The organism is Enterobacter sp. BIDMC93 (assembly GCF_001037805.1).
Taxonomy (GTDB): Bacteria; Pseudomonadota; Gammaproteobacteria; order Enterobacterales; family Enterobacteriaceae; genus Enterobacter; species Enterobacter hormaechei_C.
Genome location: NZ_KQ089962.1, coordinates 1161050 through 1188019, shown reverse-complemented (window position 1 = coordinate 1188019; position 26970 = coordinate 1161050). Strand labels below are relative to the sequence as shown.

Here is a 26970-nt window from a genome sequence, read left to right as displayed (position 1 = left end):
AAATCACAAAATCTGAACGTAATAATATCAAAACGTCGTCGAATTGATAGTAGTTCTCATTAGTATTTACATAGTGCCGTAATTTTCGCTCACTTTCCTTGCGCTTACGCAGTAAAAATTTCTTATGCGAATTTTTGATAATATTTTCTGCTTATTCGATAAGCATCCGGATGCACATTCTGACAATCGTGGTAGTCTGGACGTCCAGACGTATAAAAATAGGGTTAGCGAACATGACTAAAAAGCAGCTTGAGACCACGCTGGTGCAGGCAGGACGCAGTAAAAAATACACGCAGGGCTCGGTCAACAGCGTGATCCAGCGCGCCTCCTCGCTGGTGTTTGATACCGTTGAAGATAAAAAAATCGCTACGCGTAATCGCGCGAAGGGCGGGCTGTTTTACGGTCGTCGTGGCACGTTAACCCATTTCTCGTTGCAGGAAGCCATGTGCGAACTGGAGGGCGGCGCGGGCTGCGCGCTGTTCCCGTGCGGCGCGGCGGCGGTCGCCAATACCATTCTGGCGTTTGTGGAACAGGGTGACCACGTCCTGATGACCAATACCGCCTACGAGCCAAGCCAGGACTTCTGCACCAAAATACTCAGCAAGCTCGGCGTCACCACCAGCTGGTTCGATCCGCTGATTGGGGCCGGTATTGCCGCGCTTATTCAGCCCAACACGCGCGTTGTGTTCCTGGAATCTCCCGGCTCCATCACCATGGAAGTGCATGACGTCCCGGCCATCGTGAAGGCGGTGCGCAGCATAGCGCCGGAAGCGATCATCATGATCGACAACACCTGGGCGGCAGGTGTGCTGTTTAAAGCCCTGGAATTTGACATCGATATCTCCATTCAGGCGGCGACCAAATACCTGATTGGCCATTCCGACGGCATGATCGGTACGGCGGTGTCTAACGCCCGCTGCTGGGATCAATTGCGTGAAAACGCCTACCTGATGGGCCAGATGGTGGATGCCGATACCGCCTACATGACCAGCCGGGGCATCCGTACGCTCGGTGTGCGTTTGCGTCAGCATCACGAAAGCAGCCTGCAAATTGCACAGTGGCTGGCGCTGCATCCGCAGGTGGAGCGCGTTAACCATCCGGCGCTGCCGGGCAGCAAGGGCCACGAATACTGGCAACGTGACTTTACGGGTAGCAGCGGGTTGTTCTCATTTGTTCTTAAAAAGCGCCTGAATGACGCCGAACTGGCAAGCTATCTGGATAACTTTACCCTCTTCAGCATGGCCTATTCATGGGGTGGGTTTGAATCGCTGATCCTGCCCAACCAGCCGGAGCAGATTGCGGCCCTGCGCCCGGGCGGCGAGGTGGACTTCGAGGGGACCTTAATCCGCCTGCATATTGGGCTGGAAAATGTGGACGATTTAATTGCGGATTTATCGGCAGGATTTGAGCGCATCGTGTAAAGTGCTGGCTGAAATGTACTCCCCGGACGCTATTCTGAACACCGCAAGCAGAAAAGTCTGTATGAGATGCGCCTGCGATCAACCCCGACAGGCAAAATTGGGAGTACAATAGCGTTATATCTGCTGTTCCACAGGAAAGTCCATGGCTGTTATTCAAAATATCATCACGGCGCTCTGGCAACACGATTTTGCCGCGCTGGCGGACCCGCATGTCGTCGGGATTGTCTATTTCGTGATGTTCGCGACGCTGTTTCTGGAAAATGGATTACTGCCAGCCTCATTTTTACCCGGTGACAGCCTGCTCCTGCTCGCAGGGGCGTTAATCGGCAAGGGCGTGATGGACTTCGCACCGACAATGGTGATCCTCACCTCTGCGGCCAGTCTCGGCTGTTGGCTGAGCTACCTGCAAGGGCGCTGGCTTGGAAACACTCGCGTGGTGAAAGGCTGGCTGGCGCAGCTGCCGCATAAATATCACCAGCGCGCGACCTGCATGTTTGACCGTCACGGCCTGCTGGCGTTACTCGCCGGGCGTTTTCTGGCGTTTGTTCGTACCCTGTTGCCTACCATGGCGGGTATTTCAGGCCTCTCTAACCGCCGCTTCCAGTTCTTCAACTGGCTGAGCGCCCTGCTCTGGGTAGGCGTGGTCACCACGCTCGGCTACGCGCTGAATATGATCCCCTTTGTTAAGCGCCATGAAGACCAGGTGATGACCTTCCTGATGATCCTGCCGATTTTCCTGCTGGTTGCAGGGCTGGTGGGTACCATTGCGGTAGTGATTAAGAAAAAGTATTGCAGCGCATAAATAAAAGCCGGGTGGCGCTACCGCTTACCCGGCCTCCGTTTCCCCTCAGGCTCCCTGCATGGTTCTTATACGTGACGCATCTTCCCCCGGCGTGACGCCGAAGTAGCGCTTAAACTCCCGACTAAACTGCGACGCGCTTTCATACCCGACCCGCATCGCCGCGGCGCTGGCCTTCATGCCATCGTGGATCATCAGCATCCGCGCCTTATGCAGACGGTAGGTTTTGAGGTACTGCAACGGCGACGTGCTGGTGACGGATTTAAAGTTATGGTGAAACGCCGAGACGCTCATATTGGCTTCCGCCGCCAGCTGGTCAACGCTGAGGTTTTCCGTGTACTGGCTCTCGATGCGCTTCAGCACGCGGCTAATCAGGCTGAAGTGCGTTTGCCGGCTTACCAGCGCCAGCAGCGCCCCGCCGCCCGGTCCCAGCAGCACATGGTAAAGAATTTCGCGGATAATCTGTTTTCCGAGAATACGCGCATCCAGCGGCCTTTCCATCACGTCTAACAGGCGTTCAATCGCGCAGAGAATTTCCTCCGACAGGGTCGCGGAGTTGATACCGCTTGCCGCCATTGACGGCCGGAAAAGTTCGTCCTCCCCAATCTCCATCAGCAGCTCCTGCAACTGGAGGATGTCGACGTTGACGCGGATCCCGGCCAGCGGTACCTCCTCTGTCGCGAAAGTTTCACATTCGAAGGGTAAAGGTACTGTCAGAAGCAGATATTCATTGGTGTCGTAACGGAACACGCGCTCATTGATATAGCCAATCTTATGGCCAGAAAAGAGAAACACGATGCCGGGCTGATACATCACCGGGGTGCGCGTCCCGGGCTGGGTACCGTACAGCAATCGAATATCCGGCAACAGCTCAGCCGAATCATTTCCGTTATCTATCAGTCTTTTAATCTGCGACGTTAGCTGGCGGCAGATGGCATCACGGTTCATTTTCAGTTACTCCGGGTACGGTTTCCGACGCTGACAGTGTGCGCATTTTCTTACCGTTTCTCCAGCGCGCTGTAGAAATGGGCAAGACATCGGCAGGAATGTGCATTGAGAGGATAGCGCCTGCCCGCCACAATGAGCAGCATCAGGTTGCCTTCTGCGCCACCACGATTTTTTACCCACTACAGGGAACAAGCCATGAACAACTTTAATCTTCATACCCCAACCCGCATTCTGTTTGGTAAAGACGCCATCGCCGACCTGCGCGCGCAAATCCCCGCTGACGCCCGTGTGCTGATCACCTACGGTGGCGGCAGCGTGAAAAAAACCGGCGTACTGGATCAGGTGTACAGCGCTCTGGAAGGTCTGGACGTGCGCGAGTTCGGCGGTATCGAGCCTAACCCGTCTTATGAAACGCTGATGAACGCGGTAAAAATCGCCCGTGAGGAGCAAATTACCTTCCTGCTGGCGGTGGGCGGCGGTTCCGTGCTGGACGGCACCAAATTCATCGCGGCGGCGGCCCATTACGCTGACGACATCGACCCGTGGCATATTCTGGAAACGGGCGGCAGCGACATCAGCAGTGCGATCCCGATGGGCTCCGTGCTGACGCTGCCGGCCACCGGATCAGAGTCCAACAAAGGCGCGGTCATCTCCCGTAAAACCACCGGTGACAAGCAGGCCTTTATGAACGAACACGTTCAGCCCGTGTTCGCGATCCTCGATCCGGTTTACACCTATACCCTGCCTGCGCGTCAGGTGGCGAACGGCGTGGTCGACGCCTTTGTTCACACCGTTGAGCAGTACGTTACTTACCCGGTAAACGCCAAAATTCAGGATCGTTTCGCGGAAGGCATTCTGCTGACGCTGATTGAAGAAGGTCCAAAAGCGCTGAAAGAGCCTGAAAATTACGACGTGCGTGCCAACGTGATGTGGGCTGCCACCCAGGCGCTGAACGGCCTGATCGGCGCAGGCGTGCCGCAGGACTGGGCTACCCATATGCTCGGCCACGAGCTGACGGCGATGCACGGCCTGGATCACGCCCAGACGCTGGCGGTAGTTCTGCCTGCGCTGTGGAACGAAAAACGTGACGCTAAACGCGCCAAACTGCTCCAGTACGCCGAACGCGTGTGGAACATCACCGACGGTTCCGACGATGCGCGTATCGATGCCGCGATTGAAGCCACCCGTCACTTCTTTGAAAGCCTGGGCGTGCCAACGCGTCTCTCTGGCTACGGCCTGGACGGCAGCTCCATCCCTGCCCTGCTGGCGAAACTGGAAGCACACGGTATGACGCAGATCGGCGAGCATGGCGACATCACCCTGGACGTCAGCCGTCGTATTTACGAAGCGGCACGCTAAGCGTTTTTAGGATCCTGACTTTCGTTTTTTGACATTTCGTCCAGACTTAATGCACATCACATCGTCGGAGGTTCCCTCCGGCGATGAGCACCTGAAGGAGGAAAAATGGCAAACCAAACCGTAATCAAGCTACAGGACGGCAACGTGATGCCCCAGCTGGGGCTAGGTGTATGGAAAGCCGGTAACGACGAGGTCGTCTCCGCCATTCATAAAGCCCTTGAAGTCGGCTATCGGTCCATCGATACCGCCGCCGCCTATAAAAACGAGGACGGCGTGGGAAAAGCGCTTGCCAGCGCCGGCGTTCCCCGGGATGAGCTTTTCATCACCACCAAGCTGTGGAACGACGATCAAAAGCGTCCCCGCGAAGCGTTGCAGGAGAGTCTGGAGAAACTCCAGCTCGATTTCGTCGATCTTTATCTCATGCACTGGCCGGTACCGGCTATCGACCATTACGTTGATGCCTGGAAAGGGATGATTGAACTGCAAAAAGAGGGGCTAATAAAAAGCATCGGCGTCTGTAATTTCCAGGTTCATCATCTGCAACGCCTGATTGATGAAACGGGCGTCGCGCCGGTGATTAACCAGATTGAGCTGCACCCGCTGATGCAGCAGCGCCAGCTTCATTCATGGAACGCCACGCACAAGATCCAGACCGAATCCTGGAGCCCGCTGGCCCAGGGCGGCGAAGGGGTGTTTGACCAGAAAATCATCCGTGAACTGGCGGATAAGTACGGTAAAACCCCGGCGCAGATCGTCATTCGCTGGCATCTGGATAGCGGTCTGGTGGTGATCCCGAAATCGGTCACGCCATCGCGTATCGCCGAGAACTTCGACGTCTGGGATTTCCGCCTGGATAAAGACGAGCTGGGTGAAATTGCGAAGCTGGATCAGGGCAAACGGCTTGGGCCGGACCCGGATCAGTTTGGCGGGTAATCCCCTCACCCTGCCCTCTCCCCGGAGGGGAGAGGGTTAGACCTGTAGGCCCGGTAAGCGCAGCGCCACCGGGCATTGTTACAGGTTTAACCGGTCTTACGTTTTACGTTCTTCTTCGTTCCCGCAACACCGTTCGAACGCTGATGCGCAATAGGCGTGTGCTTGGTCAGCGCCGGGCGCGTGTTGCGGTTCTGGCGGCGCGCTTCGCGCATCTCTTCCAGCGTTGGCGCTGGCACCAGGCAATCACGACGCGAGCCGATCAGGTGCTTTTTCCCCATCTCTTCCAGCGCCTGACGGATCAGCGGCCAGTTCTTCGGATCGTGATAACGCAGCAGCGCTTTATGCAGACGGCGCTGTTTATCCCCTTTCGGCACCACCACGTCTTCGCTCTTATAACCAATCTTACTCAGCGGGTTTTTGCCGGTGTAATACATGGTCGTCGAGTTGGCGAGCGGCGACGGATAGAAGTTCTGCACCTGATCCAGACGGAATCGACGCTGCTTCAGCCACAGCGCCAGATTCACCATGTCTTCATCACGGGTGCCGGGGTGTGCGGAGATGAAGTATGGGATCAGATACTGCTCTTTCCCCGCCTGTTTTGAATAGGTATCAAACAGCTGTTTAAAGCGGTCATAGCTGCCCATGCCTGGCTTCATCATTTTGGACAGCGGGCCTTCTTCGGTGTGCTCCGGGGCGATCTTCAGATAACCGCCAACGTGGTGCGTCGCCAGCTCTTTGATGTAGCGCGGATCTTCCACCGCAATGTCGTAACGCACGCCGGAGGCGATCAGGATCTTCTTGATGCCTTTCAGGTCACGGGCGCGACGGTAAAGATTGATCGTCGGCTCGTGGTTGGTGTCCATATGCTCGCAAATGCTCGGATAGACGCAGGAGAGACGACGGCAGGTCTGCTCGGCGCGCGGCGATTTACAGCGCAGCATGTACATGTTGGCCGTTGGACCACCCAGATCGGAGATCACGCCGGTAAAGCCCGGTACCGTGTCGCGAATCGCTTCGATCTCGTTAACAATCGACTCTTCGGAACGGCTCTGAATAATACGGCCTTCGTGTTCGGTGATCGAACAGAATGAGCACCCGCCGAAGCAGCCGCGCATGATGTTGATTGAGAAACGGATCATCTCGTACGCCGGAATACGGCTGTTGCCATATGACGGATGCGGCACACGCTTGTACGGCAGAGCAAAGACGCTGTCCATCTCTTCGGTAGAGAGCGGGATCGCCGGTGGGTTAACCCAGATATAGCGCTCGCCGTGCTTTTGCATCAGAGCGCGCGCGCAGCCGGGGTTGGTTTCATGGTGTAAGATGCGCGATGCGTGGGCGTAGAGTACTTTATCGCTTTTTACTTTTTCGTAAGACGGCAGCAGCACATAGGTTTTTTCCCACGGCTTCGGACGCGGCGGCTGCACCACCACGGCCTTTGCTTCCGCTTTCTTCGGCTCAACCGGTTTGTTATCCGCGCACGGCAGATCGTCACCGTACGGATGTGGGATAGGGTCGATTTTGCCCGGCATATCGATAATGCGGGAATCCACCCCGCTCCAGCCCGGCAGCGCCTCTTTCACCATGATCGCGGTGTTGCGCACGTCGCGGATCGCGCTGACCGGTTCACCCTGCGCCAGGCGATGCGCCACTTCCACCAGCGGACGCTCGCCGTTGCCAAAGATCAGCATGTCGGCTTTCGAATCCACCAGCACCGAACGGCGCACGGTATCAGACCAGTAGTCGTAGTGTGCGGTGCGGCGCAGGCTCGCCTCGATGCCGCCCAGGATCACCGGCACGTCTTTCCATGCTTCTTTGCATCGCTGGGTGTAGACGAGGGTCGCGCGATCGGGACGTTTACCCGCCACGTTGTCAGCCGTGTAAGCGTCGTCATGGCGCAGCTTACGGTCGGCAGTATAGCGGTTGATCATCGAGTCCATGTTGCCCGCGGTCACGCCGAAGAACAGGTTAGGCTTGCCCAGACGCATAAAGTCGTCTTTGCTGTTCCAGTCAGGCTGGGAGATGATCCCCACGCGGAAGCCCTGGGCTTCAAGCATACGGCCACAGATCGCCATGCCAAAGCTCGGGTGATCGACATACGCATCGCCCGTCACCAGAATGATATCGCAGCTGTCCCAGCCCAGTTGATCCATCTCTTCCCGGGACATCGGCAGGAACGGCGCCGGTCCAAAGCAGGCTGCCCAGTACTGGGGCCAGGAGAAGAGGTCGCGATCCGGCTGGATCAGGGAAATAGCGCTCATAATGCTTCCGAAGAAAAAATAGACAAAAGGAGCGGGATTATACGCTGGTTTACCGGGGGAAATGAAGGGGTATTTATTGCCCGGTGACGCTACGCTTACCGGGCCTACGGGCCTGTAGGTCGGGTAAGGCGAAGCCGCCACCCGACTCGTTTTACGGTGCCGGATTCACCAGCATCTGCCCTACCGATCCCCTGTCCATCATCTCCAGCGTCTGGCTGTGGAACAGGAACGGGAAGTGCGGCCAGGAAGGCTGGCCGTAGTAGACGAGCAGTTCGACCTGGCCATCCACCCAGACGGTATCTTTCCAGCCCCTGTCTTCCGGGAACGGCATCGCCCCGTTGACGTTGCGGATCAGGAATGACACCCCTTCAATATGGAACGACTGCGGCATCTCCGAGCGGACGGTCCAGCGCTCCCATGTTCCCTGTTGGGCGGTGATATCAATGCGGTTTACGTCCCACAGCGCACCGTTGATGCCCGGATCGTCGCCAAGGCTGATATCGCGACTGCGTACTGCCGGGCCGGTCACAATCTCCTGCGGCAGCAGGCGCATCGGCAGACTGTCGGTCACCAGCGGCAACAGGCCGGTCGGGCGCAGCGTGAGCACCAGCGTGGAGACCAGAACGCTCGACGGTTCAAAGAAGCCGCGAATACGGTCAACAATGCTTGCCGCTTCGCCGCAGGTCACGGACACTTCATCCCCGTTGGTCATATCCACGAGGATCTCACGACGTTCGCCCGGCGCCAGCGCCAGCTGTTTTACCGACACCGGCGCAGGTAATAACCCCTGATCGCCTGAAATCACGTGCAGCGCGCGGCCGTCGCTCATCTGCAACTGATAGCGACGCGAGTTAGAGGCATTCAGCAGACGCAGGCGCACCCAGCCACGAGACACTTCGACATACGGGCTTTGCGCGCCGTTAACCAGCAGCGTATCGCCCACAAAACCACCGCTGCCCGGCTCGCTGTACTCCGGCGTGCCGAAGTTATCCAGCCGCTTGTCCTGAATAATGATCGGGAAATCATCAACGCCGTAGTGATTCGGGATCGGCAGCGTTTTGCTGACCTCATCTTCAATCAGCCACATTCCGGCCAGGCCGTTGTAGACCTGCTGGGCGGTGCGGTTCGGGGTGTTGGCGTGATACCACAATGTCGCCGCGCTCTGACGAATCGGGAGGACGGGCGCCCAGTCGGCATTCGGCGACATCATGCGTGCCGCGCCGCCAATCAGCGGCCCCGGCACCTGCAAACCACTGACGGTCATCGCGACATTTTCCGTCGTACGGTTACTGTAGATGAGCTTAACGTCATCGCCATTCCACACGCGAATGGTCGGCCCGAGGTAGCGTCCGTTAATGCCCCATACCTGCGCGCGCGTTCCCTGGGTAAAGGACCAGTGGCTACGCTGAAGCGTGAGGAATAGCGGCTGCCCGCGACGGGATTCAATCAACGGCGGAATAGGCAGCGGCTGTTGCTGCCCGGCGGCGCTGGCTGTCCGCGGCATCGCACCCGCACAAAGGGCGATACCCGAAGCCTGAATAAACTGACGCCGACTGAGTGACATATAAGCTCCATCTGAAACGACTAACAACGCGGGAATTCGTTTTCCCTTACACGACACCGGGTCAAATCTTACCGGCGGCTTCTCGCTCTGCAACTTCTTTATCGAGCTGCGCAATATGCTGAGCCATCAGCTCGCGGCAGTGCGTGGCCAGCTCGCGCACCTGGTCTTTACCGTATTTTGAGGTATCTACCGGCGGCAGCATTTCGACAATGACCAGTCCGTTATTCAGACGGTTAAGATTAATCTTATTCGATGTATTGGAAACACACACGGGAATAATTGGAACGCCTGCCGCAATTGCAGCATGAAACGCGCCGGTCTTAAACGGCAGCAAGCCGCGACCACGGCTGCGCGTCCCTTCCGGGAACATCCAGATGGAAATCCGGCGCTTTTTAAACTGATCCACCACTTCCGCAATGGTGCCATGCGCTTTGGCGCGGTTGTTACGGTCAATCAGTAAGTTACCGGTGAGCCAGTACAGCTGACCGAAAAACGGGATCCACAGCAGGCTTTTTTTACCCACGGTTACGGTCGGCGGAAGAACAATATTTGAGGCCGTCACCATATCGTAGTTGTTCTGATGGTTAGCGATATAGATGGCGTTACCGAAATTCTCCGCCCCTTCAGGCAGACGCTTTTCAACCTTCAGGCCAAACAGCGGCGCAAGACGACCAAACATGTGGCCAAACGTCGCGACATGCTTTGGGTTACGCGGGCTGAACAGGCAATAAATCGATCCGAAAATACAGACCAGAATGCAATAAATAACGGTAAGAATGAGACGAACAATGTATAGCATAGCGACCTCTGAAGCCCTGACAGCTGACAATTATACTTCACCTGTGGCCAGGTAAGGACTTTATTACGAGCGCGTATTGTTAATCGCAACGCACGAATTAACAACGTTTTTACGGGAAATTTTATGGTAATTCCCCCTCCGGAAAGAGGGGGGATGAAACAGGTTACTCTTCGCTGTCATCCGCTTTGCTGCGCGCCGGCGAGTCGATCTCCACGCGGTCGATTCGCTGGAGGCCGCGCATCAGTGAGCCGCGACGTCCACGCTCACCCACCACCTTCTGCAACTCTTCCGGACGCAGTTTGATTTTACGCTTGCCGACATGAATGGTCAGCGTGCTCTGCGGCGGCAGCAGGAAGAGATGCGCGAGGCCATCGACGCCTTTTGCCGCTTCCGCTGACGGGATACTGATGATCTTGTTGCCCTTCCCTTTCGACAGCTCCGGCAGATCGCTGACCGGGAACATCAGCATGCGTCCGGCAGCTGTGATCGCCAGCAGCATGTCGCTTTCGTTCTCGATGATCAGCGGCGGCATGACGTGTGCGTTATCCGGCAGGCTAATCAGCGCCTTACCAGCACGGTTACGCGACACCAGATCGTTGAAGGTACAGATAAAGCCGTAGCCCGCATCAGACGCCATCAGCAGTTTTTGATCGTCGGCCTCCATCAGCATATGGTCCACCGTGGCGCCCGGCGGCAGCGTCAGCTTGCCAGTTAGCGGTTCGCCCTGGCCGCGCGCAGACGGCAGCGTGATCGGGTCGATGGCGTAGCTGCGGCCCGTGGAGTCGATGAACGCCACCGGCTGGTTACTCTTGCCCTTCACCGCCGCCTTGAAGCTGTCACCGGATTTGTAGCTCAGACCCGGCGCGTCGATATCGTGGCCTTTGGCGCTACGTACCCAGCCACTCTGGGAAAGCACGATGGTCACCGGCTCGGACGGCAGCATGTCGTGCTCGTTCATCGCCTTCGCCTCTTCGCGCTCGTGCAGCGGAGAACGACGGTCGTCGCCAAAGGCGTCGGCATCGGCCTGCAACTCTTTCTTCAGCAGGGTGTTCATCTTGCGCTCGGACGCCAGAATCGCCTGAAGCTGATCGCGCTCTTTTTCCAGCTCGTTCTGCTCGCCGCGGATCTTCATCTCTTCCAGTCTGGCGAGATGGCGCAATTTCAGTTCGAGGATCGCTTCGGCCTGGGTTTCGCTGATGCCAAAGCGCGACATCAGGGCAGGCTTAGGTTCGTCCTCGGTACGAATGATCTCGATCACTTCGTCAATGTTGAGGAACGCCACCAGCAAACCTTCGAGGATATGCAGGCGCTTAAGCACTTTTTCCAGACGATGGTTCAGACGACGGCGCACCGTATCGCGGCGGAAGGCCAGCCATTCGGTGAGGATCTCCAGCAGGTTTTTCACCGCCGGACGACCGTCCAGACCAATCATGTTCAGGTTGATGCGGTAGCTTTTTTCCAGATCGGTAGTGGCGAACAGGTGGTTCATCACCTGCTCCATGTCCACGCGGTTAGAGCGCGGCACGATCACCAGACGGGTCGGGTTTTCGTGGTCCGATTCGTCGCGCAGGTCGTCCACCATCGGCAGCTTTTTATTGCGCATCTGGGAGGCGATCTGCTCCAGCACCTTCGCACCGGACACCTGGTGCGGCAGCGCGGTGATCACCACGGCCCCGTCTTCTTTAGTCCACACCGCGCGCATGCGCACGGATCCGCGGCCGTTCTGGTAGATTTTGCGGATTTCCGCACGCGAGGTGATGATCTCGGCTTCGGTCGGGTAGTCCGGCCCCTGCACAATATCCAGCAGATCGTCCAGCGAGGTTTTCGGCTGCTCAATCAGGGTGATGGCGGCTTTTGCCACTTCACGCAGGTTGTGCGGCGGAATGTCCGTCGCCATGCCCACGGCGATACCGGTCGTGCCGTTCAGCAGGATGTTCGGCAGACGCGCAGGCAGCATCTTCGGCTCCTGCATCGTACCGTCGAAGTTTGGCACCCAGTCGACCGTCCCCTGGCCCAGCTCGCCCAGCAGCACTTCGGCATATTTAGACAGGCGGGATTCGGTATAACGCATTGCCGCGAAGGATTTCGGATCGTCCGGCGCCCCCCAGTTCCCCTGGCCATCCACCAGCGGATAGCGATAAGAGAACGGCTGGGCCATCAGCACCATCGCTTCATAGCAGGCGCTGTCGCCGTGCGGATGGTATTTACCCAGCACGTCGCCGACGGTACGGGCGGATTTCTTAAACTTGGCGGTAGCATTCAGTCCCAGTTCGGACATCGCATAGACGATGCGGCGCTGAACGGGCTTCAGGCCATCCCCGATAAACGGCAACGCCCTGTCCATGATGACGTACATGGAGTAGTTCAGGTAGGCGTTTTCCGTGAATTCATGTAGCGCGAGGCGCTCTGCCATATCGCTCATTACGTGTGATTCCTCAACTCAGAAACCGATGGGTTTCAGGCAATATTGCCGCAGATACTACCTCATCTGGCGAGTTGAGTCACAAAGAAAAAGGGCCGCATAAGCGGCCCTTTCCGGGTTATTTGTTCAGCTTGATAACCTGCTTCACGTCGATTTCAAACTCGTTCCAGTCTTTATCGATTTTACCCTGGAGTTCGACTTTATCCTGGGGCGTCACCGTCACGCCGTTCCAGCGCTTGTGGTCGATCTCCACCACTACCGTGCCGCTTTCATCGCGGAAGGTGTAACGGTCATCGGACAGGCGCTCGGTAATGTTCCCGCGCAGCTTCACCCAGGCATCATCCTTCAGGTCTTTCACTTTAGCCGCGGTGGTGAGGTTGGCGTTGTTATCGACAAAGCCACCCTGCTGGGTTTGCGTCTGGTTCTGTGTCGCAGATGGGCCAGAGAAGCCACCCTGTGCAGCAAAGACAGGGGCCGTGGTCATCATCATGATGGCAGCAATTGCAGCGAATTTTTTCATCTTTATCTCTCCCTTTAATGTCGTTTCACAATCCATTAAACAGGGTAAACCTTAACAACTTCTTAAGGGGAAAATTTATTTATTTTTACTGTACAGCAGGCGCTTGCAGAAGGTTTACTGACGGCATCAAGGAGGAAATATGCGCATTTTACTGGTAGAAGACGACAAGCTTATCGGCGACGGCATCAAAGCGGGCTTAAGCAAAATGGGCTTTAACGTGGACTGGTTTACCGACGGGAAAACCGGGCAGGCGGCCCTGTACACCGCGCCGTATGATGCCGTGGTGCTGGACCTGACGCTGCCGGAAATCGACGGGCTTGAGATCCTGCGCGCCTGGCGCGAAAGCGGAAAGAGCGAACCGGTGCTGATCCTGACCGCGCGGGATGCGCTGAATCAGCGCGTCGAAGGGTTACGCCTGGGGGCGGATGATTACCTGTGTAAGCCGTTCGCGCTGATTGAAGTGGCGGCCCGCCTTGAAGCGCTGGTGCGCCGCAGCCACGGGCAGGCGCGCAGCGAGCTGCGTCACGGCAAGGTCACGCTCGATCCGGCAAGCCTTGTCGCCACGCTGGAGGGCGAAACGCTGGTGCTCAAACCCAAAGAGTTCGCCCTGCTGGAGCTGCTGATGCGCAACGCGGGCCGCGTGCTGCCGCGCAAGACCATCGAGGAGAAACTCTACAACTGGGATGATGACGTCTCCAGCAACGCCGTCGAAGTCCACGTTCATCATTTACGCCGCAAGCTCGGCAGCGAATTTATCCGCACCGTGCACGGCATCGGTTATACCCTGGGTGACGCATGAAACTGACCCAACGCCTGAGCCTGAAGCTGCGCCTGACGCTCCTCTTTTTGTTGCTGTCCCTGGCGGCCTGGTTTGCCGCAAGCGTGGTGGCCTGGCACCAGACGACCGACAAGCTCGATAAGCTGTTCGATACCCAGCAGATGCTGTTTGCCAAACGGCTGCTGACGATGGACGTAGACGAACTTCGCGCCCCGGAACGCATGCGCGAGGTACCGAAAAAAGCCAAACACGGCCATCTGGACGACGATGCGCTGGCCTTCGCAATCTTCACCGCCGACGGCAGCATGGTGCTTAACGACGGCGAAAACGGGCGCGACATACCTTACCTCTACCGCCGGGACGGGTTTGATGACGGTCGGTTGCAGGATGACAACGACGAATGGCGTTTCCTGTGGCTGACTTCTCCGGACGGGAAATACCGCGTGGTGGTTGGCCAGGAGTGGGAGTACCGACAGGATATGGCGCTGGACGTGGTCAGCTCGCAGCTGACGCCGTGGCTGGTGGCGCTGCCCGTCATGCTTTTGTTGCTGATTGTTCTGCTGAGCCGGGAACTGAAACCGCTGAAAAATCTGGCGCGGACCCTGCGCTCGCGCTCGCCGGATGCGACCGATACGCTGCCCACCCACGGCGTGCCGACGGAGGTTCGCCCGCTGCTTGATGCGCTTAACCATCTTTTCGCCCGTACGCAGGAGATGATGGCCCGCGAGCGCCGCTTCACCTCGGATGCCGCCCATGAGTTGCGCAGCCCGCTGGCCGCGCTGAAGGTGCAAACCGACGTGGCGCAGCTTTCCTTTGACGATCCCGGGGCGCAGTCTAAAGCGCTGGGGCAGCTGCATGCGGGCATCGACCGCGCCTCCCGGCTGGTGGACCAGCTTCTCACCCTGTCGCGCCTGGATTCACTGGATAATCTTGATGACGTCGAACCCGTGATGATGGCCGATTTGCTGCAATCCGCGGTGCTGGATATCTGGCATCCGGCGCAGCAGGCGGGCATTGATATTCGGCTCAACGTCAACGCGCCCGAGGTGATGCGTCACGGACAGCCGCTGCTGCTGAGCCTGCTGGCGCGTAACCTGCTGGACAACGCCGTTCGTTACAGCCCGCGCGGCAGCGTGGTGGACGTGACGCTGAACACCCAAAGCTTTACCGTGCGCGACAACGGCCCGGGCATTTCATCCGTTGCGCTGGCGCGTCTCGGCGAGCGCTTTTATCGTCCACCGGGCCAGGACGCCACCGGCAGCGGTCTGGGGTTGTCTATCGTCAAGCGTATCGCGACGTTACATGGGATGAGCGTCTCGCTGGGCAATGCGCCGGAAGGGGGCTTTGAGGTGACCGTCAGCTGGTAGCCATTATTGCGCTGAGCGCAAAAGACTTTGCACATTCTGCTTATTTTTCCGCTCCGTCCTCGCGCGTAGAATACCCGGCATACTCTCAGCATCGAGGACAAATAATGAGCAACATTCTGATTATCAACGGCGCGAAAGAATTTGCGCATTCCAAAGGCCAACTGAATGACACCCTGACCGAGGTCGCGGATGGTTTCCTGCGCGACGCCGGACATGATGTTAAGGTCGTGCGCGCGGACAGCGATTACGACGTGAAGGCCGAAGTGCAGAACTTCCTGTGGGCCGACGTGGTTATCTGGCAGATGCCGGGCTGGTGGATGGGCGCACCGTGGACCGTGAAAAAATACATGGACGATGTGTTTACCGAAGGTCACGGTTCGCTGTATGCCAGCGACGGCCGCACCCGCTCAGACGCGTCTAAAAAATACGGTTCCGGCGGCCTGATTCAGGGCAAGAAATACATGCTCTCCCTGACCTGGAATGCCCCGCTAGAAGCGTTCACTGAGCAAGATCAGTTCTTCGAAGGCGTGGGCGTAGACGGCGCGTATCTGCCGTTCCACAAGGCGAATCAGTTCCTGGGTATGGAGCCGCTGCCGACCTTTATCGTCAACGACGTAATTAAAATGCCGGACGTCCCGCGCTATATCGCAGAATATTGCAAGCATCTCGCGGAAATTTTTGCTTAACTGGTAGCCTGGAATTAGAAGGAGTTAATTATGCTTACCGTTATTGCTGAAATCCGTACGCGTCCTGGCCAACATCACCGCCAGGCGGTACTGGATGAGTTCGCGAAGATCATCCCGACCGTACTGAAAGAAGAAGGCTGCCACGGCTACGCGCCGATGGTGGACGCCGCCACCAGCGCAAGCTTTCAGGCGACCGCGCCAGACTCAATCATCATGGTTGAGCAGTGGGAAACCGTCGCGCACCTTGAAGCGCATTTGCAGACTCCGCACATGAAAGCGTGGAGTGAGGCGGTAAAAGGTGACGTGCTGGATACCCATATCCGTATTCTGGAGCAAGGGGTTTAAGTTCCGTGAAATTTGCCGGGTGGCACTGCGTTTACCCGGCCTACAAAACCTGACTCGTAGGCCCGGTAAGCGCTAGCGCCACCGGGCTTTTTGTATCATCTTAATACTCAACTGCTATGCTTATTCTGACTTCATTGTTAACAGGAGGATGGAATGGGACTTTTTAACTTCGTAAAAGAAGCAGGCGAAAAGCTGTGGGATAACCTGACCGATCATAAAGGTCAGGGCGACAAAATCACCGAGCACCTCAAGAAACTCAACATTCCCGGTTCCGATAAGGTTCAGGTTAACGTCACTGACGGCAAGGCCAGCGTGACGGGCGACGGGCTGACGCAGGAGCAGAAAGAAAAAATCCAGGTCGCCGTCGGCAACATCGCGGGCGTCAGCGAAGTGGAGAACAATATCACCGCAACAGATGCCAAAGATGAAGCCACCTACTATACGGTGAAATCCGGCGATACCCTGAGCGCAATCTCTAAAACCGTGTACGGCGATGCCAACCAGTACAATAAGATTTTTGAGGCTAACCGCCCAATGCTCTCCAGCCCGGATAAGATCTATCCCGGTCAGACGCTGCGTATTCCGAAAGCGTGATCGATAAGTCGGGGGTTACCCCCCGACTGTTTTTACCAGTATAGTTTCCAGCTCTGCGTAAAACGCACCAGTGCCTCAACGTAGAAGTAATCGCCCCAGCTCGCGCACTCATCCACGCCTTTATTGCTCGCCAGGTGATACACCGAGTGCTTAAGCAGCCCGTTGCCCTTCTCTTCTTTGCCCATCAGATAGTGCTTTGTCAGCGAGGACATAATCCCTTTCGCCCATTCGAGGTAACGTTCGCGATCCGGATCTGTGACCGGCAGATGTTTCACCAGCTCCAGCAGTCCACACACCGCAATTGCCGCCGAGGAAGAATCACGCAGTGCGTCGGTGCCCACCAGCGCCAGATCCCAGTGGCAGACGTAGTCTTCCGGCAGGCGATTGAGGAAGTAGTTCGCCAGCCGTTTTGACAGGGCGATCATCGTTTCGTCGCCGGTATAGATATAGCTCAGCAGGAAACCGTAAATGCCCCAAGCCTGCCCGCGCGACCAGCAGGAGTCGTCGGCGTAGCCCTGCTGGGTGTTGCCGTAGCGCGGTGCGCCGGTTGCCACATCCATATAGTAGGTGTGGAAGGTGGAGGCATCGTCACGAATGAGGTATGTCGCGGCCTGCATGACGTGCGCTTTTGCGGCGTCGGCAAAGCGCGGATCGCCCGTCTGCTCCGTTGCCCAGTAGAGCAGCGGCAGGTTCATGTTGCAGTCGATGATCATCCGCCCGGCCTGCTCCGGATCGGAGAGATCGCCCCACGCCTGGATGATTTTCGCCTTCTCGTGGAAGCGTTCCAGCAGGGCTTCCGCCGCCAGCAGCGAGAAGCCGCGCGCCTCGCGGCTTCCGGTCAGCCGCCACGCGGCTACGCAGGAGAGCGTGTAGAGGAAGCCTAAATCGTGGGTGTTGGTGTCGTTGCGCCCGGCGATGCGCAGGCCAAACGAGCGCACGTGTTTTTCCGCCATCGCGCGGAATTTTTCCTCGCCGCTCATCTCCCATGCCAGCCACAGCTGCCCGGTCCAGAAGCTGGTGGTCCACTCCACGTTGTCAGTCAGCGGATAAAAACCGTTCTGGCAGGTTTCCGCCGGGAATTTGTCGCCGAACTCCGTTAAATGACGGCTAATCAGGTCAAGAACGTGGCTGCGCGCCGAATTCAGTTCATCGCTGAATGCGCGGGAGTCAACGGGCGCAGCGATAACAGGCAGACGTTCTTTTTTGATACGACTTAACATATTTCGGTTCCTTCTTTGACGGCGTAATTTATCGAGTTGACGTTTCTGCTACGTTCAGCGCACGAGCCCCGCGCCATTTGCTCTGACAGGCGGATAACGTAAAAGCAGAAATAAGGGTAAAGGTCAGCGCCGTTGCGCCCATGATGATATAGGTGTGCTCAAAGCCAATACGGTCATACATATAGCCGGCAGGGGAAGAGACCACCACGTTGCCAACGTAGAGCATCGCCTGATAGCCGAGTAAATACATGGTGGCATTGACGCGCTTGTCGAAATGCTCGGCGATATATTTAAATACCGACACCAGCAGGAGACAAATTTCCAGACCGTATAGCGGCTTAAGCACTGAAATTAACAGGTGTGAATCACACATGCCGGAAATAATCAGACGCGCCCCAACCACCAGCCCGACAATTAACAGCCCGCGTTTGGCGCCAATAAAGTTCACAAACAGCGGGACCACCATATACATGACAAATTCCATGCCCGACTGTACGGTCCCGAGATAGCCGAATACGGCGTTGCCCTCATGAATATCATCGAAGAAGGTGACGAAATAGCGCGAGAATTGCTGCTCGGCGATAAACATCATCCATGCCACGCCCGCCACGTACAGGCAGAAGGCCCAGAATTTGCGGTTACGCAGCAGGGCGTAAACGTCAGACGGGGCTATTTTCTCTTTCGCCAGCACCTCGCCTGCGTGAGCGGAGTTAGTGTTCACTTTCAGGCTCAGCAGGACAATCAGCATCACCACCGACGCCACGCTGCCGAGAATAAAGTTATACGCCGGTGAGAGGTTGAACAGCAGGCCGGAGAAAGATGACGCCACCGCCCAGCCGAGCGATCCCCACATACGGATCTGCCCGAACTCCATGCCATTCAAACGGCTAAAGCGGTCGGAATAGGATTCACACGCCGCCACGCCCGCGTACCAGGCAAAGCTTAAATAGAGCGCGCCGATAATAATCCCCAGCAGGGTATTAGACATTAACAGCGGCTGGTAAACATAAATAAAGAATGGCGCCATCAGGGCCGACATGATCACCACAAAATAGAGCAGATATTTGCTCATGCCGATCTTATCGAGAATATAGCCGTAGATCGGCTTGAGAATAACGGAGAATATCCCGTTCACCGCAAAGACGGTTCCAATCACCGATCCGCTCAGGTTGGCTTTCTGACCGAGCCAGATCGCCAGCAGACCAATACTGGCAGACCAGGTAAAGAAATAGAGAAAGATAAAGCTGCTGATTTTGTAATATTCAGTTCTGTTGGTTGTCGATGTGCTTTTCATATCATCCTCGCCGGGGTGTAGGGCCAGATTTTTATAATGTGAACGACAGCTTACGTTCGCTTCCGGGTTCGCTAATCACGACCTGGTTATGGGTTATATTCAGCTGCGGCGTCGCCGCAGCGGGCTGTTTTCCGCCAGCCAGAACGGCGCAACAGAGCCAGCTTTCCCCTTGCGGGAGGTCAGCTTTTAACAGCGGAATGGAGGCGCACTCCGCAAACATAATGCTGCTGTTCGGCGGCGTGACGATGCTGTCTGGCTGGCGCTGAATGATCGGCGAAAGATCGACAATGACGCTGCTGCCGTTTTCAGCCAACAGATAACAACCGCGTTCGCGCACCTGGTGGGCGGTTTTCATCACCGCAAAGCCGCCCTCGACGGTTTGCAGAGTGCGCGCGCTGTTGATACGGTGCAGGCGCAGGTGCCACTCCCCGAACGGGATCTGCCAGGTCGCAATCTGCACGTCGCGCCACGGCGACCAGCGCGAGAAAAGGTAATTTTCATCCACCCGAACCTCTTCGCACTCGCGACGACCGCGGAAATAGTCATCTCCGTCCGCCAGCAGCAGCATGGAATCGCAGGCGGCATGCTTCAGGCCAAAACGCCCGCGCTCAAGGGTGAATCCGAAGCGGCTGGAGTAGGCAAATTTGGTGTATTTCGCTTCGGTGTTGACGTAGTTGTTCAGCTCCAGCTGACCGGCGGTGAGCATGACGACGTGCTGCGAATCTTTCGAATGCATCAGGATCTGCTGCGCATGCGGAATCACATGTTTTTCAGCAAGCGTGGGCAGCGGTTGTTCTTCCGCCTGCCAGAACGGGTGTGCTTCCGGCAGCGCCAGGATCAGATAGATTTTCAGCGCCCAGTACGGTGAACCGGGGGAGTTGTAATCCTCGCACATCGCCAGGTTCGGATACGCAAACCCCAGGGTAAGAATACCGTCGCGATCGACAATCGACTGCTGCTGCCACCAGCGCAGATGCCGCAGCACAATGCCCTTCACGATGCCCGGGGTGAAGACGTCCAGTTGAGAAAAGGCCACCGCGCTCCAGAAGGCAACCATGGCAAAGCGGTAGGTCAGGCTGCGGCCAAACGGCACCGAGGCGCCATCGGCGGCGGACCAGTAGATAAAGTCTTCCGCGAACAGACGCGAGCGCTCGCGCAGCACCTTCGCCCTCGCCTCGTCGTCACTCAGCGTGGCGTAAATCAGGCCGTAGAAATGGAAAGCCATGGAGATGTAGTAATCTTTCGGGCGACCGGGACCGTCGGAATACCAGCCGTCGCCGAGGTAGTAGGCGTCCATCAGCGCAAAGCGGTGGTCAATGGCGGCCCGATCGTACGGCAGGCCGGCGCGCTTAAAGCCGAGCTGGACCATAATGGCAAAATAGTTCCAGTTGCTGTCCGGCATCTGCGCGTCGGTGATTTGGTTGAGCCACGCGTGCAGGTTCATCACCTCGCGCCCGGTAAAGTGCGCGGTGAGTTTATCCCCCAGCAGAGCGAGCCCCAGACCGTAGGCCGCCATCTCCACCAGACGCTGATCGTACGGGCCGGTTTCACCCCAGTAGCCGCTGCTTTGCGGGTCGGTACCAAGCTTAATGGCAGTAAGGTACTTCTCGCTGAACGGCGTGCTTTCGCCAGATGCCATCAGCGGAAACAGCCCCCACAGCGCGCGAGAAAGTCCCTCCATCTGCGCAATATCCGCTGTGTAATGGGCGCAGGTGTCGCCCAGCGGGAATCGTGAACGGTTCACCGGAAATTGCGTGTCCAGCGCCTGTAAAAGTGCATTCAACGACGCCACTACCTCCTGGCGTGAAGACAACGGATTTGATTTTTCTTTGTTTGCCGCCCACATCGGTTCGCCCTCGTAATCAACTGCGGCAAAGCATAGTGAATCCGCAAGGGGCAGAAATGTTAGCCATGTCACAGGCATGAACGATGAATAAACCTCCAGTTGAGAAAATTTAAAAAGGTGGTTTATAAAGACGATCAGACGGGAAAAAGTTGAGTTTTATTGCACTATGCGCGACACGCCGACATCCGACCTTCTGGAACTGATCGCCCTGAACGATACCGTGGCCTCGTTCAGCCGCCTGTTTGCCAATACGGTGCGCTACCATCACTGGCATCAGTGTCTGGAGATCCTCTATGTGGAAGAGGGCTTTGGCGTGGCGATTGTCGATAATCGTCACTACACCATGCGCCCCGGACGACTGTTTTTCTTCCCGCCTTTTACGCTGCACAAGGTCATGGTGGACGAACAGGCGGAGGCAATTTACCGCCGCACCATTATTCATCTCGACCAGCACGCGGTGCTGAAGATCCTGCGGGATTTTCCCCAGACCCGGCAGCGCCTGGAGCGGCTGTCACGCCGTGGCGGCGAAGCGTGGGTCGCCGATTTAGCCCACTGTCACCACCATATCGACCATCTGTTTAGCTGCTATAAACCGCCGATGAACGGCGAGAGCATCGCCAGCCTGCTGATCGGCCTGTTCGCGATGCTCCCCGACGATCGCGACGGTGAGCCGGGCAACAGCCAGGGGATCGCCAGCCAGGTAATGTTCTGGCTCGACGAGCATTATCAGGAGAAATTTCGTCTGGATGCCCTGGCCGAAGAGCTGGGTAAATCACGCAGTTACGTATCGCGAAGATTCCATGCGGAAACGGGCGAAAAAATTCACGACTACCTGAACACGCTAAGGTTGCGTAAGGCGTGCGAGTGTTTACTCCACACGGATTCGAGCGTGCGTGACATTGCCGCACAGGCGGGATTTTCCGACGTGACGTGGTTTATCAGCGCGTTTAAAAAGGGGATTGGCGAGACGCCGTTGCAGTACAGGAAGAACCATCGTGCGGTTTGACGCCCTCACCCCCGCCCTCTCCCACGGAGAGAGGGGGAAGATCATCCGCTCTTCTTCCCCGGCTTTAATCCGCGGTGTAACTCGTTGATGCGCTTCATCGACTTGATGGTGCGCTGCGGCTCGGTGGAGGCGACGGACAGAATAATCATCTCCAGGCACAGCAGCACCGTGCCGTGCAGCGGGATTTTGCCTTTCTCGCCGCCGCGCGGGACGTGGATCACTACGTTTGCCTCTTTGCTAAAGCGCGAGTCCGTGGCGTTGGTCAGCAAAATGGTGGGAATACCCAGGCGCTTCGCTTCGCGCAGCGTGGTCTGCCCCTCCCGGTGCGCGGATTTTTGCGCCATCATTACCAGCACGTCACCGCGCTGTAGGGCAATCAGCTGTTCGGCGAGGCCAATACCGGTGCGGTTGAGCGGGATCGCAGGCAGGCCTATACGGCTAAACAGTCGCGAGGTGTACTCGGCCAGAATGCCGGATGCGCCAATGCCAAAAATAGCGACCTGTCTCGCCTGCGCCAGCAGCGACACGGCCTGCGCCATCGCGTAGCGGTTGCCCGGTTCGGACAACACCGCGCAGGTGTGCTGATGGCCTTCCAGCACAAAATCGATGCTCGCGTCGACGTCGCTGGTAAGCGTGTTTACCGTGGTGGACATCTTCTCGCTGGAGGTGACCACCGGGCCAAACCACTGCTCCAGGGTCTGCTTGAGATCCCGCAGCCCGCCAAACCCAAGCGCCTGAATGGCACGCACCACGGTGGCGTCCGAGGTGTGTAGCACAGCGGCAATCTCCATTGCCGTCTGCTCAATAACCGCTTCACGATTTTCATTGATATAGCTCGCCACCTGCAGCAGACGCGGCGTCAGCTGGTGCGCCCGCGAGCGGAGGCGGTCGCCGTAGACATCAATTTTTCGGATCATCGTGCGGCCTCCGGCAGCGGACGGCCCACTATCTGCGACTGCACCTGCGCGGCCATCAGCCCCAGCGAGGCAAATGAATTTGAGATCGCTTCCTCGCGGGAGATGAGCACGTAATGCCCGGTTCGGCAGGCGTTGAGAAACTGACACCAGCCCGGCATCACCGCATCCATCGCCGCCAGCTCGTCCTGCGGTTTTCCGCCGGTGTCCCCGCGCCAGGTGGCAAAGACAAAATCAGCATCCAGCTCCGGCAGGCGCTCGGCGCTGACGTCGATGCGCCCGCCCTCCGGGATGCTCTCAATCAGCGGCGGGAACCTGAACCCTGCGTCGCGCAGCACGCGCCCAAGCGAGTGGTAGCTGTGCATGGCGTTGATTTTGCCCTGATTGGCCTGAATCACCGAGACGGTCAGTTTGCTCGTATCGATGGTCGCCTTTAGCGCCTCGATCTGCTCCTGATAGCGACGCTCCAGAATCTTCAGCCGCGCCTCTGTCCCGGTAAGCTGCGCCAGCTTGCGGTAGATCTCCGGCGCACCGCCGTCGAGGTGATCGATACTCACCGTCGGGGCAATTTTTTCAAGCTGTTCGATCGGCGTGTTGCGGGTCGGCTCGGTGATGATAAGATCCGGCTTCGCCGCGGCGATGGCTTCAATATCGATATCCGCGGTGCCGATGAATGTGATGTCGGAATTATCAAAATCGATGCCCGTCAGCATACCGCTGGAACGCAGAAAATGGCTGCCGTCCGGTCGGGTGCGGCCATGGCTGGCAACCGGCGGTACGCCAAGCTCGATCAGCGGAATGGTGATATCCAGGTCGTGCAGGGACACAATCCGCTTCGGGTTAACCGGCACCACCACGTTGCGGTTCAGGTCGTCAGTAAACGTCTGCGTTGGCTCTGCGGCTCCTACAGCAAAACCCACCAGCACCAGCATTGCAAAAAATACGCGCATTTTTATCCCCTAAAATCGATCCCGACGCTGCCAGAGCAGCAGCAGGAAAAACGGTCCGCCAATCAGTGAAATGACAATTCCCGCCGGCAGCTGCAACGGGAGAAATGCCAGCCGCCCGACGTTATCCGCCAGCAGCACCAGCAGCGCGCCCAGTACGGCACTTCCCGTCAGCAGTGCCGTTTGCCCTCCGCGCAGCAGCAGGCGCGCCATGTGCGGGGCAATCAGCCCGACAAAGCCGATACTCCCCACGCAGGAGACGCAGGCCGCGGTGAGCACCACGGGGGCAAACACGCGCAGCAGAGCGAGGCGTGAAGTCCGCACGCCCAGCCCCGTCGCAGTGTGGTTGCCGAGCAAGGCTACGTCTGCGGCGCGTGCGGTAAAGAGCAGCAGCGCAAACGCTGGCACTGTCCAGGCAGCAGCGATGCTGACCAGCGTCCAGCTTGCCGTATGCAGGCTCCCCGCCAGCCACAGCATCGCCGTCTGGACGTCGCGCACGTCGGCGGTCGTCATAAAGACCCCCATCGCGGCGGCAAACGCCCATGACACGCCGATGCCGATCAGGATGAATCGCTGGCGCGAGATATCACGCGCCAGCGCCACTACCAGCAGCGCGGTCAGCAGCCCACCGGCCATGCCGATAAGTGGACGCCAGTACGGCCCCAATCCCGGAAACTGAAAAATCAGCAGCAGCACCGCCGCGCTACAGCCCTCTTTCACGCCGATAAGACCGGGGTCAGCAAGGCCGTTGCGGGTAATGGACTGCATGGCCGCCCCCGCCATGCCGAGCATCGCGCCGCACAGCACCGCCATCAGCAGGCGCGGCAGGCGGATATCCATCACAATGTAATGCGCATCCGCCGTCAGACGTTCAGGATAAAACAGCGCACGTCCGATGGCGGAAGCAGGAATGGGCAGCGAACCGTGCGTCAGGCCAAAACTTAGCAGCAGGAGAGCGGCAAGCGATAATACGGCCAGATACAGCAGCGCCCTCGGGCGAACCAGCGCCGAGAAGGAGAAAAATCGTACTGCCCTCAATCCAGCCCGGTTCATTTGAACATCCTTGACGCCATAAGGATAAAGACCGGCGCGCCGACCAGCGCAGTCATCACGCCGGTTGCCAGCTCATACGGCGTAAACAGCGTACGGGCGGCGATATCCGCCATCAGCAGAACCAGCGCCCCGCAGAGGGCTGAAAGCGGCACCATCACGCGCAGGTCCACCGATACCAGACGGCGAATCAGCTGCGGCACCACGAGTCCGATAAACCCGATCGGTCCGGCAACTGAAACCGCCGCGCCGCACAGCAGGGCGATGGCCAGCAGCGCGAGCAGGCGCGTTTTCAGCAGCGACACGCCAAGCCCCTGCGCCATTCTCTCGCCCAGCGCCAGCATGTTCAGCGACGGCGACAGCCAGAGCGCCAGCGCAAAACCCACGGCAGCGGCCCCCGCGGCGCTAGCGATCGTCTCGCCGATGACTCCCGCCACATCCCCCGCAAGCCAGGTCCGCACGGCCAGCAGCGTCTGTTCATCCAGAATCAACACCGTGGCGGTTATCGATGAGGCAAATGCCGACATTGCCACGCCGCACAGCGTGACCTTCATCGGCGTGAGACCGGTACGCCCGGATGAGGAGAACGTTAGCACCAGCAAAAAGAGCGCGGCGGCGCCAGCTGCGGCTATCAGAGGGCGGCCAAACGGCAGCGACAGCCCGAGGGCACCCGTCAGCACCACCGCCAGCGCCGCCCCTGCATTCAGCCCCAGGATATGCGGCTCGCCGAGCGGGTTGCGGATCACTGATTGCAGCAGCACGCCCGCGACGCCGAGCGCCGCGCCCGCCACCAGGGCGGCGCACAGCCGCATCAAGCGCAGCCTGACGATCACGCTATGCTCAAAATTGCGCGGGTCGAAGTGGAAAAATGCGTCTACTACCGTCCGGGGGGCGATAACGCGCGCCCCGATGCTCAGGTGCGCAATCGCGCCTGCCAGAAGCAGCAGCGTAAAGAGAATAAAGGCCACAGATGTGCGCATCATGGTTTGTCGTCAGCCTGACGGAACGGCATAAAGAACGGCTTGCCGGTCAGCGGGTTAACCGACATATGCACGTCGACGTCAAACACCGCTTTGATCAGCTCCGGCGTGCAGGCGTCGCCCTCATGCAGTACCCCCTCAACCTTTCCCTGACGTAAAAAGACCAGCGAATCACCGTAATTCACGGCGAAGTTGAGATCGTGCAGAACCACCACCACGGTGCGCCCGTGCCGGCGCGTCAGCGTGTGCAGCAGTTCGAGGATCTCCACCTGGTAGCGAAGATCGAGGTACGTCGTGGGTTCATCCAGCAGGATATAGGGCGTTTGCTGCGCCAGCACCATAGCGATCCAGCAGCGCTGGCGCTGGCCGCCGGACAGGCTTTCAACCAGATGATGGGCAAACTCTGCCGTTCCGGTCAGGCGTAACGCCTCTTCCACGGCCCGCTCGTCTTCCTCGCTCCACTGGCGCATCACGTTCTGCCAGGGGAAACGTCCGCGCGAGACCAGCTCAAATACGGTTAACCCTTCTGGAAGCAGCGGAGACTGCGGCAGGATCCCGAGCTGGCGGGCGACCGCTTTGGTTGGCTGCGAGTGGATGGCTTTGCCGTCCAGCACCGCGCTGCCGCCGAGCGGCTGAAGCAGCCGTGCGAGGGTACTTAACAGCGTCGATTTTCCGCAGCCGTTTGCGCCCACCAGAACAGTCATTTTCTGCTGGGGGATCGCAAGGGAGATATCATCAACGATGATTTTTTTCTGGTAACCCGCGGAGAGGTTCTCAAGAACCAGTCCCGGCTTTTTGATGTAGTGAGCCACGTGAACGCCAACGTAAGAAAAAAAACCAACAAATAAAAATAAAACTCATTCTCTTTTGTGAGTTTGCCGCCGCTCCATGTAGTAGTCAAGCGAAGATACACCCTG

At 57.9% G+C, this 26970-nt stretch carries 24 protein-coding genes; 10 read left to right on the top strand and 14 right to left on the bottom strand.

Features of this window, described 5'->3' with window-relative positions:
• Positions 1-233 precede the first annotated feature (233 nt).
• Positions 234-1421 (top strand): cystathionine beta-lyase, encoded by a 1188-nt coding sequence (gene metC, locus SK58_RS05605; protein WP_015571868.1) that lies wholly within the window; start codon positions 234-236, stop codon positions 1419-1421.
• A gap of 142 nt (positions 1422-1563) precedes the next feature.
• A complete protein-coding gene (yghB, locus tag SK58_RS05600) occupies positions 1564-2223 on the top strand; it encodes a DedA family general envelope maintenance protein YghB (protein ID WP_015571869.1) in 660 nt (219 codons plus the stop codon).
• A 45-nt stretch (positions 2224-2268) separates the two neighbouring features.
• Here the strand turns inward: yghB and SK58_RS05595 are convergent, their stop codons facing one another.
• Positions 2269-3168, bottom strand: coding sequence for an AraC family transcriptional regulator (locus tag SK58_RS05595; protein ID WP_017382749.1), 900 nt, complete (start codon positions 3166-3168; stop codon positions 2269-2271).
• A gap of 195 nt (positions 3169-3363) precedes the next feature.
• Here SK58_RS05595 and yqhD point away from each other — a divergent pair, with 195 nt between their 5' ends.
• Together yqhD and dkgA are read left to right on the top strand one after the other, a co-directional pair.
• Positions 3364-4527, top strand: a complete 1164-nt coding sequence (yqhD, locus tag SK58_RS05590; RefSeq protein ID WP_032103337.1) for an alcohol dehydrogenase — start codon at positions 3364-3366, stop codon at positions 4525-4527.
• Positions 4528-4632: 105 nt separating this feature from the next.
• Positions 4633-5460, top strand: a complete 828-nt coding sequence (gene dkgA, locus SK58_RS05585; RefSeq protein ID WP_003862493.1) for a 2,5-didehydrogluconate reductase DkgA — start codon at positions 4633-4635, stop codon at positions 5458-5460.
• Positions 5461-5546: 86 nt separating this feature from the next.
• Here the strand turns inward: dkgA and SK58_RS05580 are convergent, their stop codons facing one another.
• The 5 genes from SK58_RS05580 to SK58_RS05560 all read right to left on the bottom strand — a co-directional run bounded on the left by SK58_RS05580 (position 5547) and on the right by SK58_RS05560 (position 13026).
• The gene (locus tag SK58_RS05580; RefSeq protein ID WP_047636444.1) at positions 5547-7721 is read right to left on the bottom strand and encodes a YgiQ family radical SAM protein; all 2175 of its coding nucleotides are present in this window, start codon (positions 7719-7721) and stop codon (positions 5547-5549) included.
• Between the two features lie 151 nt (positions 7722-7872).
• On the bottom strand, positions 7873-9285 hold the full coding sequence (gene ftsP / locus SK58_RS05575; RefSeq protein ID WP_017384056.1) for a cell division protein FtsP: 1413 nt from the start codon (positions 9283-9285) through the stop codon (positions 7873-7875).
• Between the two features lie 61 nt (positions 9286-9346).
• Positions 9347-10084: a 1-acylglycerol-3-phosphate O-acyltransferase gene (gene plsC, locus SK58_RS05570; RefSeq protein ID WP_003862497.1), complete on the bottom strand. Its 738-nt coding sequence runs from the start codon at positions 10082-10084 to the stop codon at positions 9347-9349.
• Between the two features lie 163 nt (positions 10085-10247).
• Complete coding sequence (gene parC / locus SK58_RS05565; protein ID WP_015571873.1) at positions 10248-12506, bottom strand: DNA topoisomerase IV subunit A; 2259 nt, start codon at positions 12504-12506, stop codon at positions 10248-10250.
• Between the two features lie 118 nt (positions 12507-12624).
• Entirely contained in the window at positions 12625-13026 is a 402-nt protein-coding gene (locus SK58_RS05560) for a YgiW/YdeI family stress tolerance OB fold protein (RefSeq protein WP_003862501.1), read from the bottom strand.
• 139 nt (positions 13027-13165) lie between these two features.
• Between SK58_RS05560 and qseB the strand changes: the two genes are divergently transcribed.
• The 5 genes from qseB (at position 13166) to lysM (ending at position 16796) form a co-directional block, all read left to right on the top strand.
• Positions 13166-13825: a quorum sensing response regulator transcription factor QseB gene (gene qseB / locus SK58_RS05555; protein ID WP_023295445.1), complete on the top strand. Its 660-nt coding sequence runs from the start codon at positions 13166-13168 to the stop codon at positions 13823-13825.
• Positions 13822-15171: a quorum sensing histidine kinase QseC gene (gene qseC, locus SK58_RS05550; protein WP_048219492.1), complete on the top strand. Its 1350-nt coding sequence runs from the start codon at positions 13822-13824 to the stop codon at positions 15169-15171. The genes qseB and qseC overlap by 4 nt, the downstream gene beginning before the upstream one ends.
• Positions 15172-15275: 104 nt before the next feature.
• A complete protein-coding gene (locus tag SK58_RS05545) occupies positions 15276-15857 on the top strand; it encodes an NAD(P)H-dependent oxidoreductase (RefSeq protein ID WP_048219490.1) in 582 nt (193 codons plus the stop codon).
• A gap of 30 nt (positions 15858-15887) precedes the next feature.
• The gene (locus SK58_RS05540) at positions 15888-16202 is read left to right on the top strand and encodes a putative quinol monooxygenase (protein ID WP_015571877.1); all 315 of its coding nucleotides are present in this window, start codon (positions 15888-15890) and stop codon (positions 16200-16202) included.
• A gap of 153 nt (positions 16203-16355) precedes the next feature.
• Positions 16356-16796 (top strand): peptidoglycan-binding protein LysM, encoded by a 441-nt coding sequence (lysM, locus tag SK58_RS05535; protein WP_014885249.1) that lies wholly within the window; start codon positions 16356-16358, stop codon positions 16794-16796.
• Between the two features lie 32 nt (positions 16797-16828).
• Here the strand turns inward: lysM and SK58_RS05530 are convergent, their stop codons facing one another.
• Genes SK58_RS05530 through SK58_RS05520 form a run of 3 tightly spaced genes read right to left on the bottom strand, consistent with a single transcriptional unit; the run spans position 16829 to position 21156 of the window.
• Positions 16829-18016: a glycoside hydrolase family 88 protein gene (locus tag SK58_RS05530; RefSeq protein WP_048219488.1), complete on the bottom strand. Its 1188-nt coding sequence runs from the start codon at positions 18014-18016 to the stop codon at positions 16829-16831.
• A gap of 28 nt (positions 18017-18044) precedes the next feature.
• A complete protein-coding gene (locus tag SK58_RS05525; protein WP_048219486.1) occupies positions 18045-19310 on the bottom strand; it encodes an oligosaccharide MFS transporter in 1266 nt (421 codons plus the stop codon).
• Between the two features lie 31 nt (positions 19311-19341).
• Positions 19342-21156 (bottom strand): DUF2264 domain-containing protein, encoded by a 1815-nt coding sequence (locus SK58_RS05520; RefSeq protein ID WP_048219483.1) that lies wholly within the window; start codon positions 21154-21156, stop codon positions 19342-19344.
• Between the two features lie 166 nt (positions 21157-21322).
• Here SK58_RS05520 and SK58_RS05515 point away from each other — a divergent pair, with 166 nt between their 5' ends.
• Positions 21323-22162, top strand: a complete 840-nt coding sequence (locus SK58_RS05515) for an AraC family transcriptional regulator (protein ID WP_023295450.1) — start codon at positions 21323-21325, stop codon at positions 22160-22162.
• Between the two features lie 41 nt (positions 22163-22203).
• Here SK58_RS05515 and SK58_RS05510 read toward each other — a convergent pair whose 3' ends face one another.
• From SK58_RS05510 to SK58_RS05490, 5 genes are read right to left on the bottom strand one after another with little or no spacing between them, the layout of a single operon-like run.
• Positions 22204-23079, bottom strand: coding sequence for a MurR/RpiR family transcriptional regulator (locus SK58_RS05510; RefSeq protein ID WP_048219481.1), 876 nt, complete (start codon positions 23077-23079; stop codon positions 22204-22206).
• Positions 23076-24026 carry an iron-siderophore ABC transporter substrate-binding protein gene (locus tag SK58_RS05505; RefSeq protein ID WP_047746986.1) on the bottom strand — a complete coding sequence of 317 codons (951 nt, stop codon included), beginning with the start codon at positions 24024-24026 and terminating at the stop codon, positions 23076-23078. Before SK58_RS05505 ends, SK58_RS05510 begins: the two co-directional genes overlap by 4 nt.
• 9 nt (positions 24027-24035) lie before the next feature.
• Positions 24036-25076 carry a FecCD family ABC transporter permease gene (locus SK58_RS05500; RefSeq protein ID WP_048219479.1) on the bottom strand — a complete coding sequence of 347 codons (1041 nt, stop codon included), beginning with the start codon at positions 25074-25076 and terminating at the stop codon, positions 24036-24038.
• Positions 25073-26056 carry a FecCD family ABC transporter permease gene (locus tag SK58_RS05495; protein WP_048219477.1) on the bottom strand — a complete coding sequence of 328 codons (984 nt, stop codon included), beginning with the start codon at positions 26054-26056 and terminating at the stop codon, positions 25073-25075. The genes SK58_RS05500 and SK58_RS05495 overlap by 4 nt, the downstream gene beginning before the upstream one ends.
• Positions 26053-26865, bottom strand: coding sequence for an ABC transporter ATP-binding protein (locus SK58_RS05490; RefSeq protein WP_017384046.1), 813 nt, complete (start codon positions 26863-26865; stop codon positions 26053-26055). Before SK58_RS05490 ends, SK58_RS05495 begins: the two co-directional genes overlap by 4 nt.
• Positions 26866-26970 lie beyond the last annotated feature (105 nt).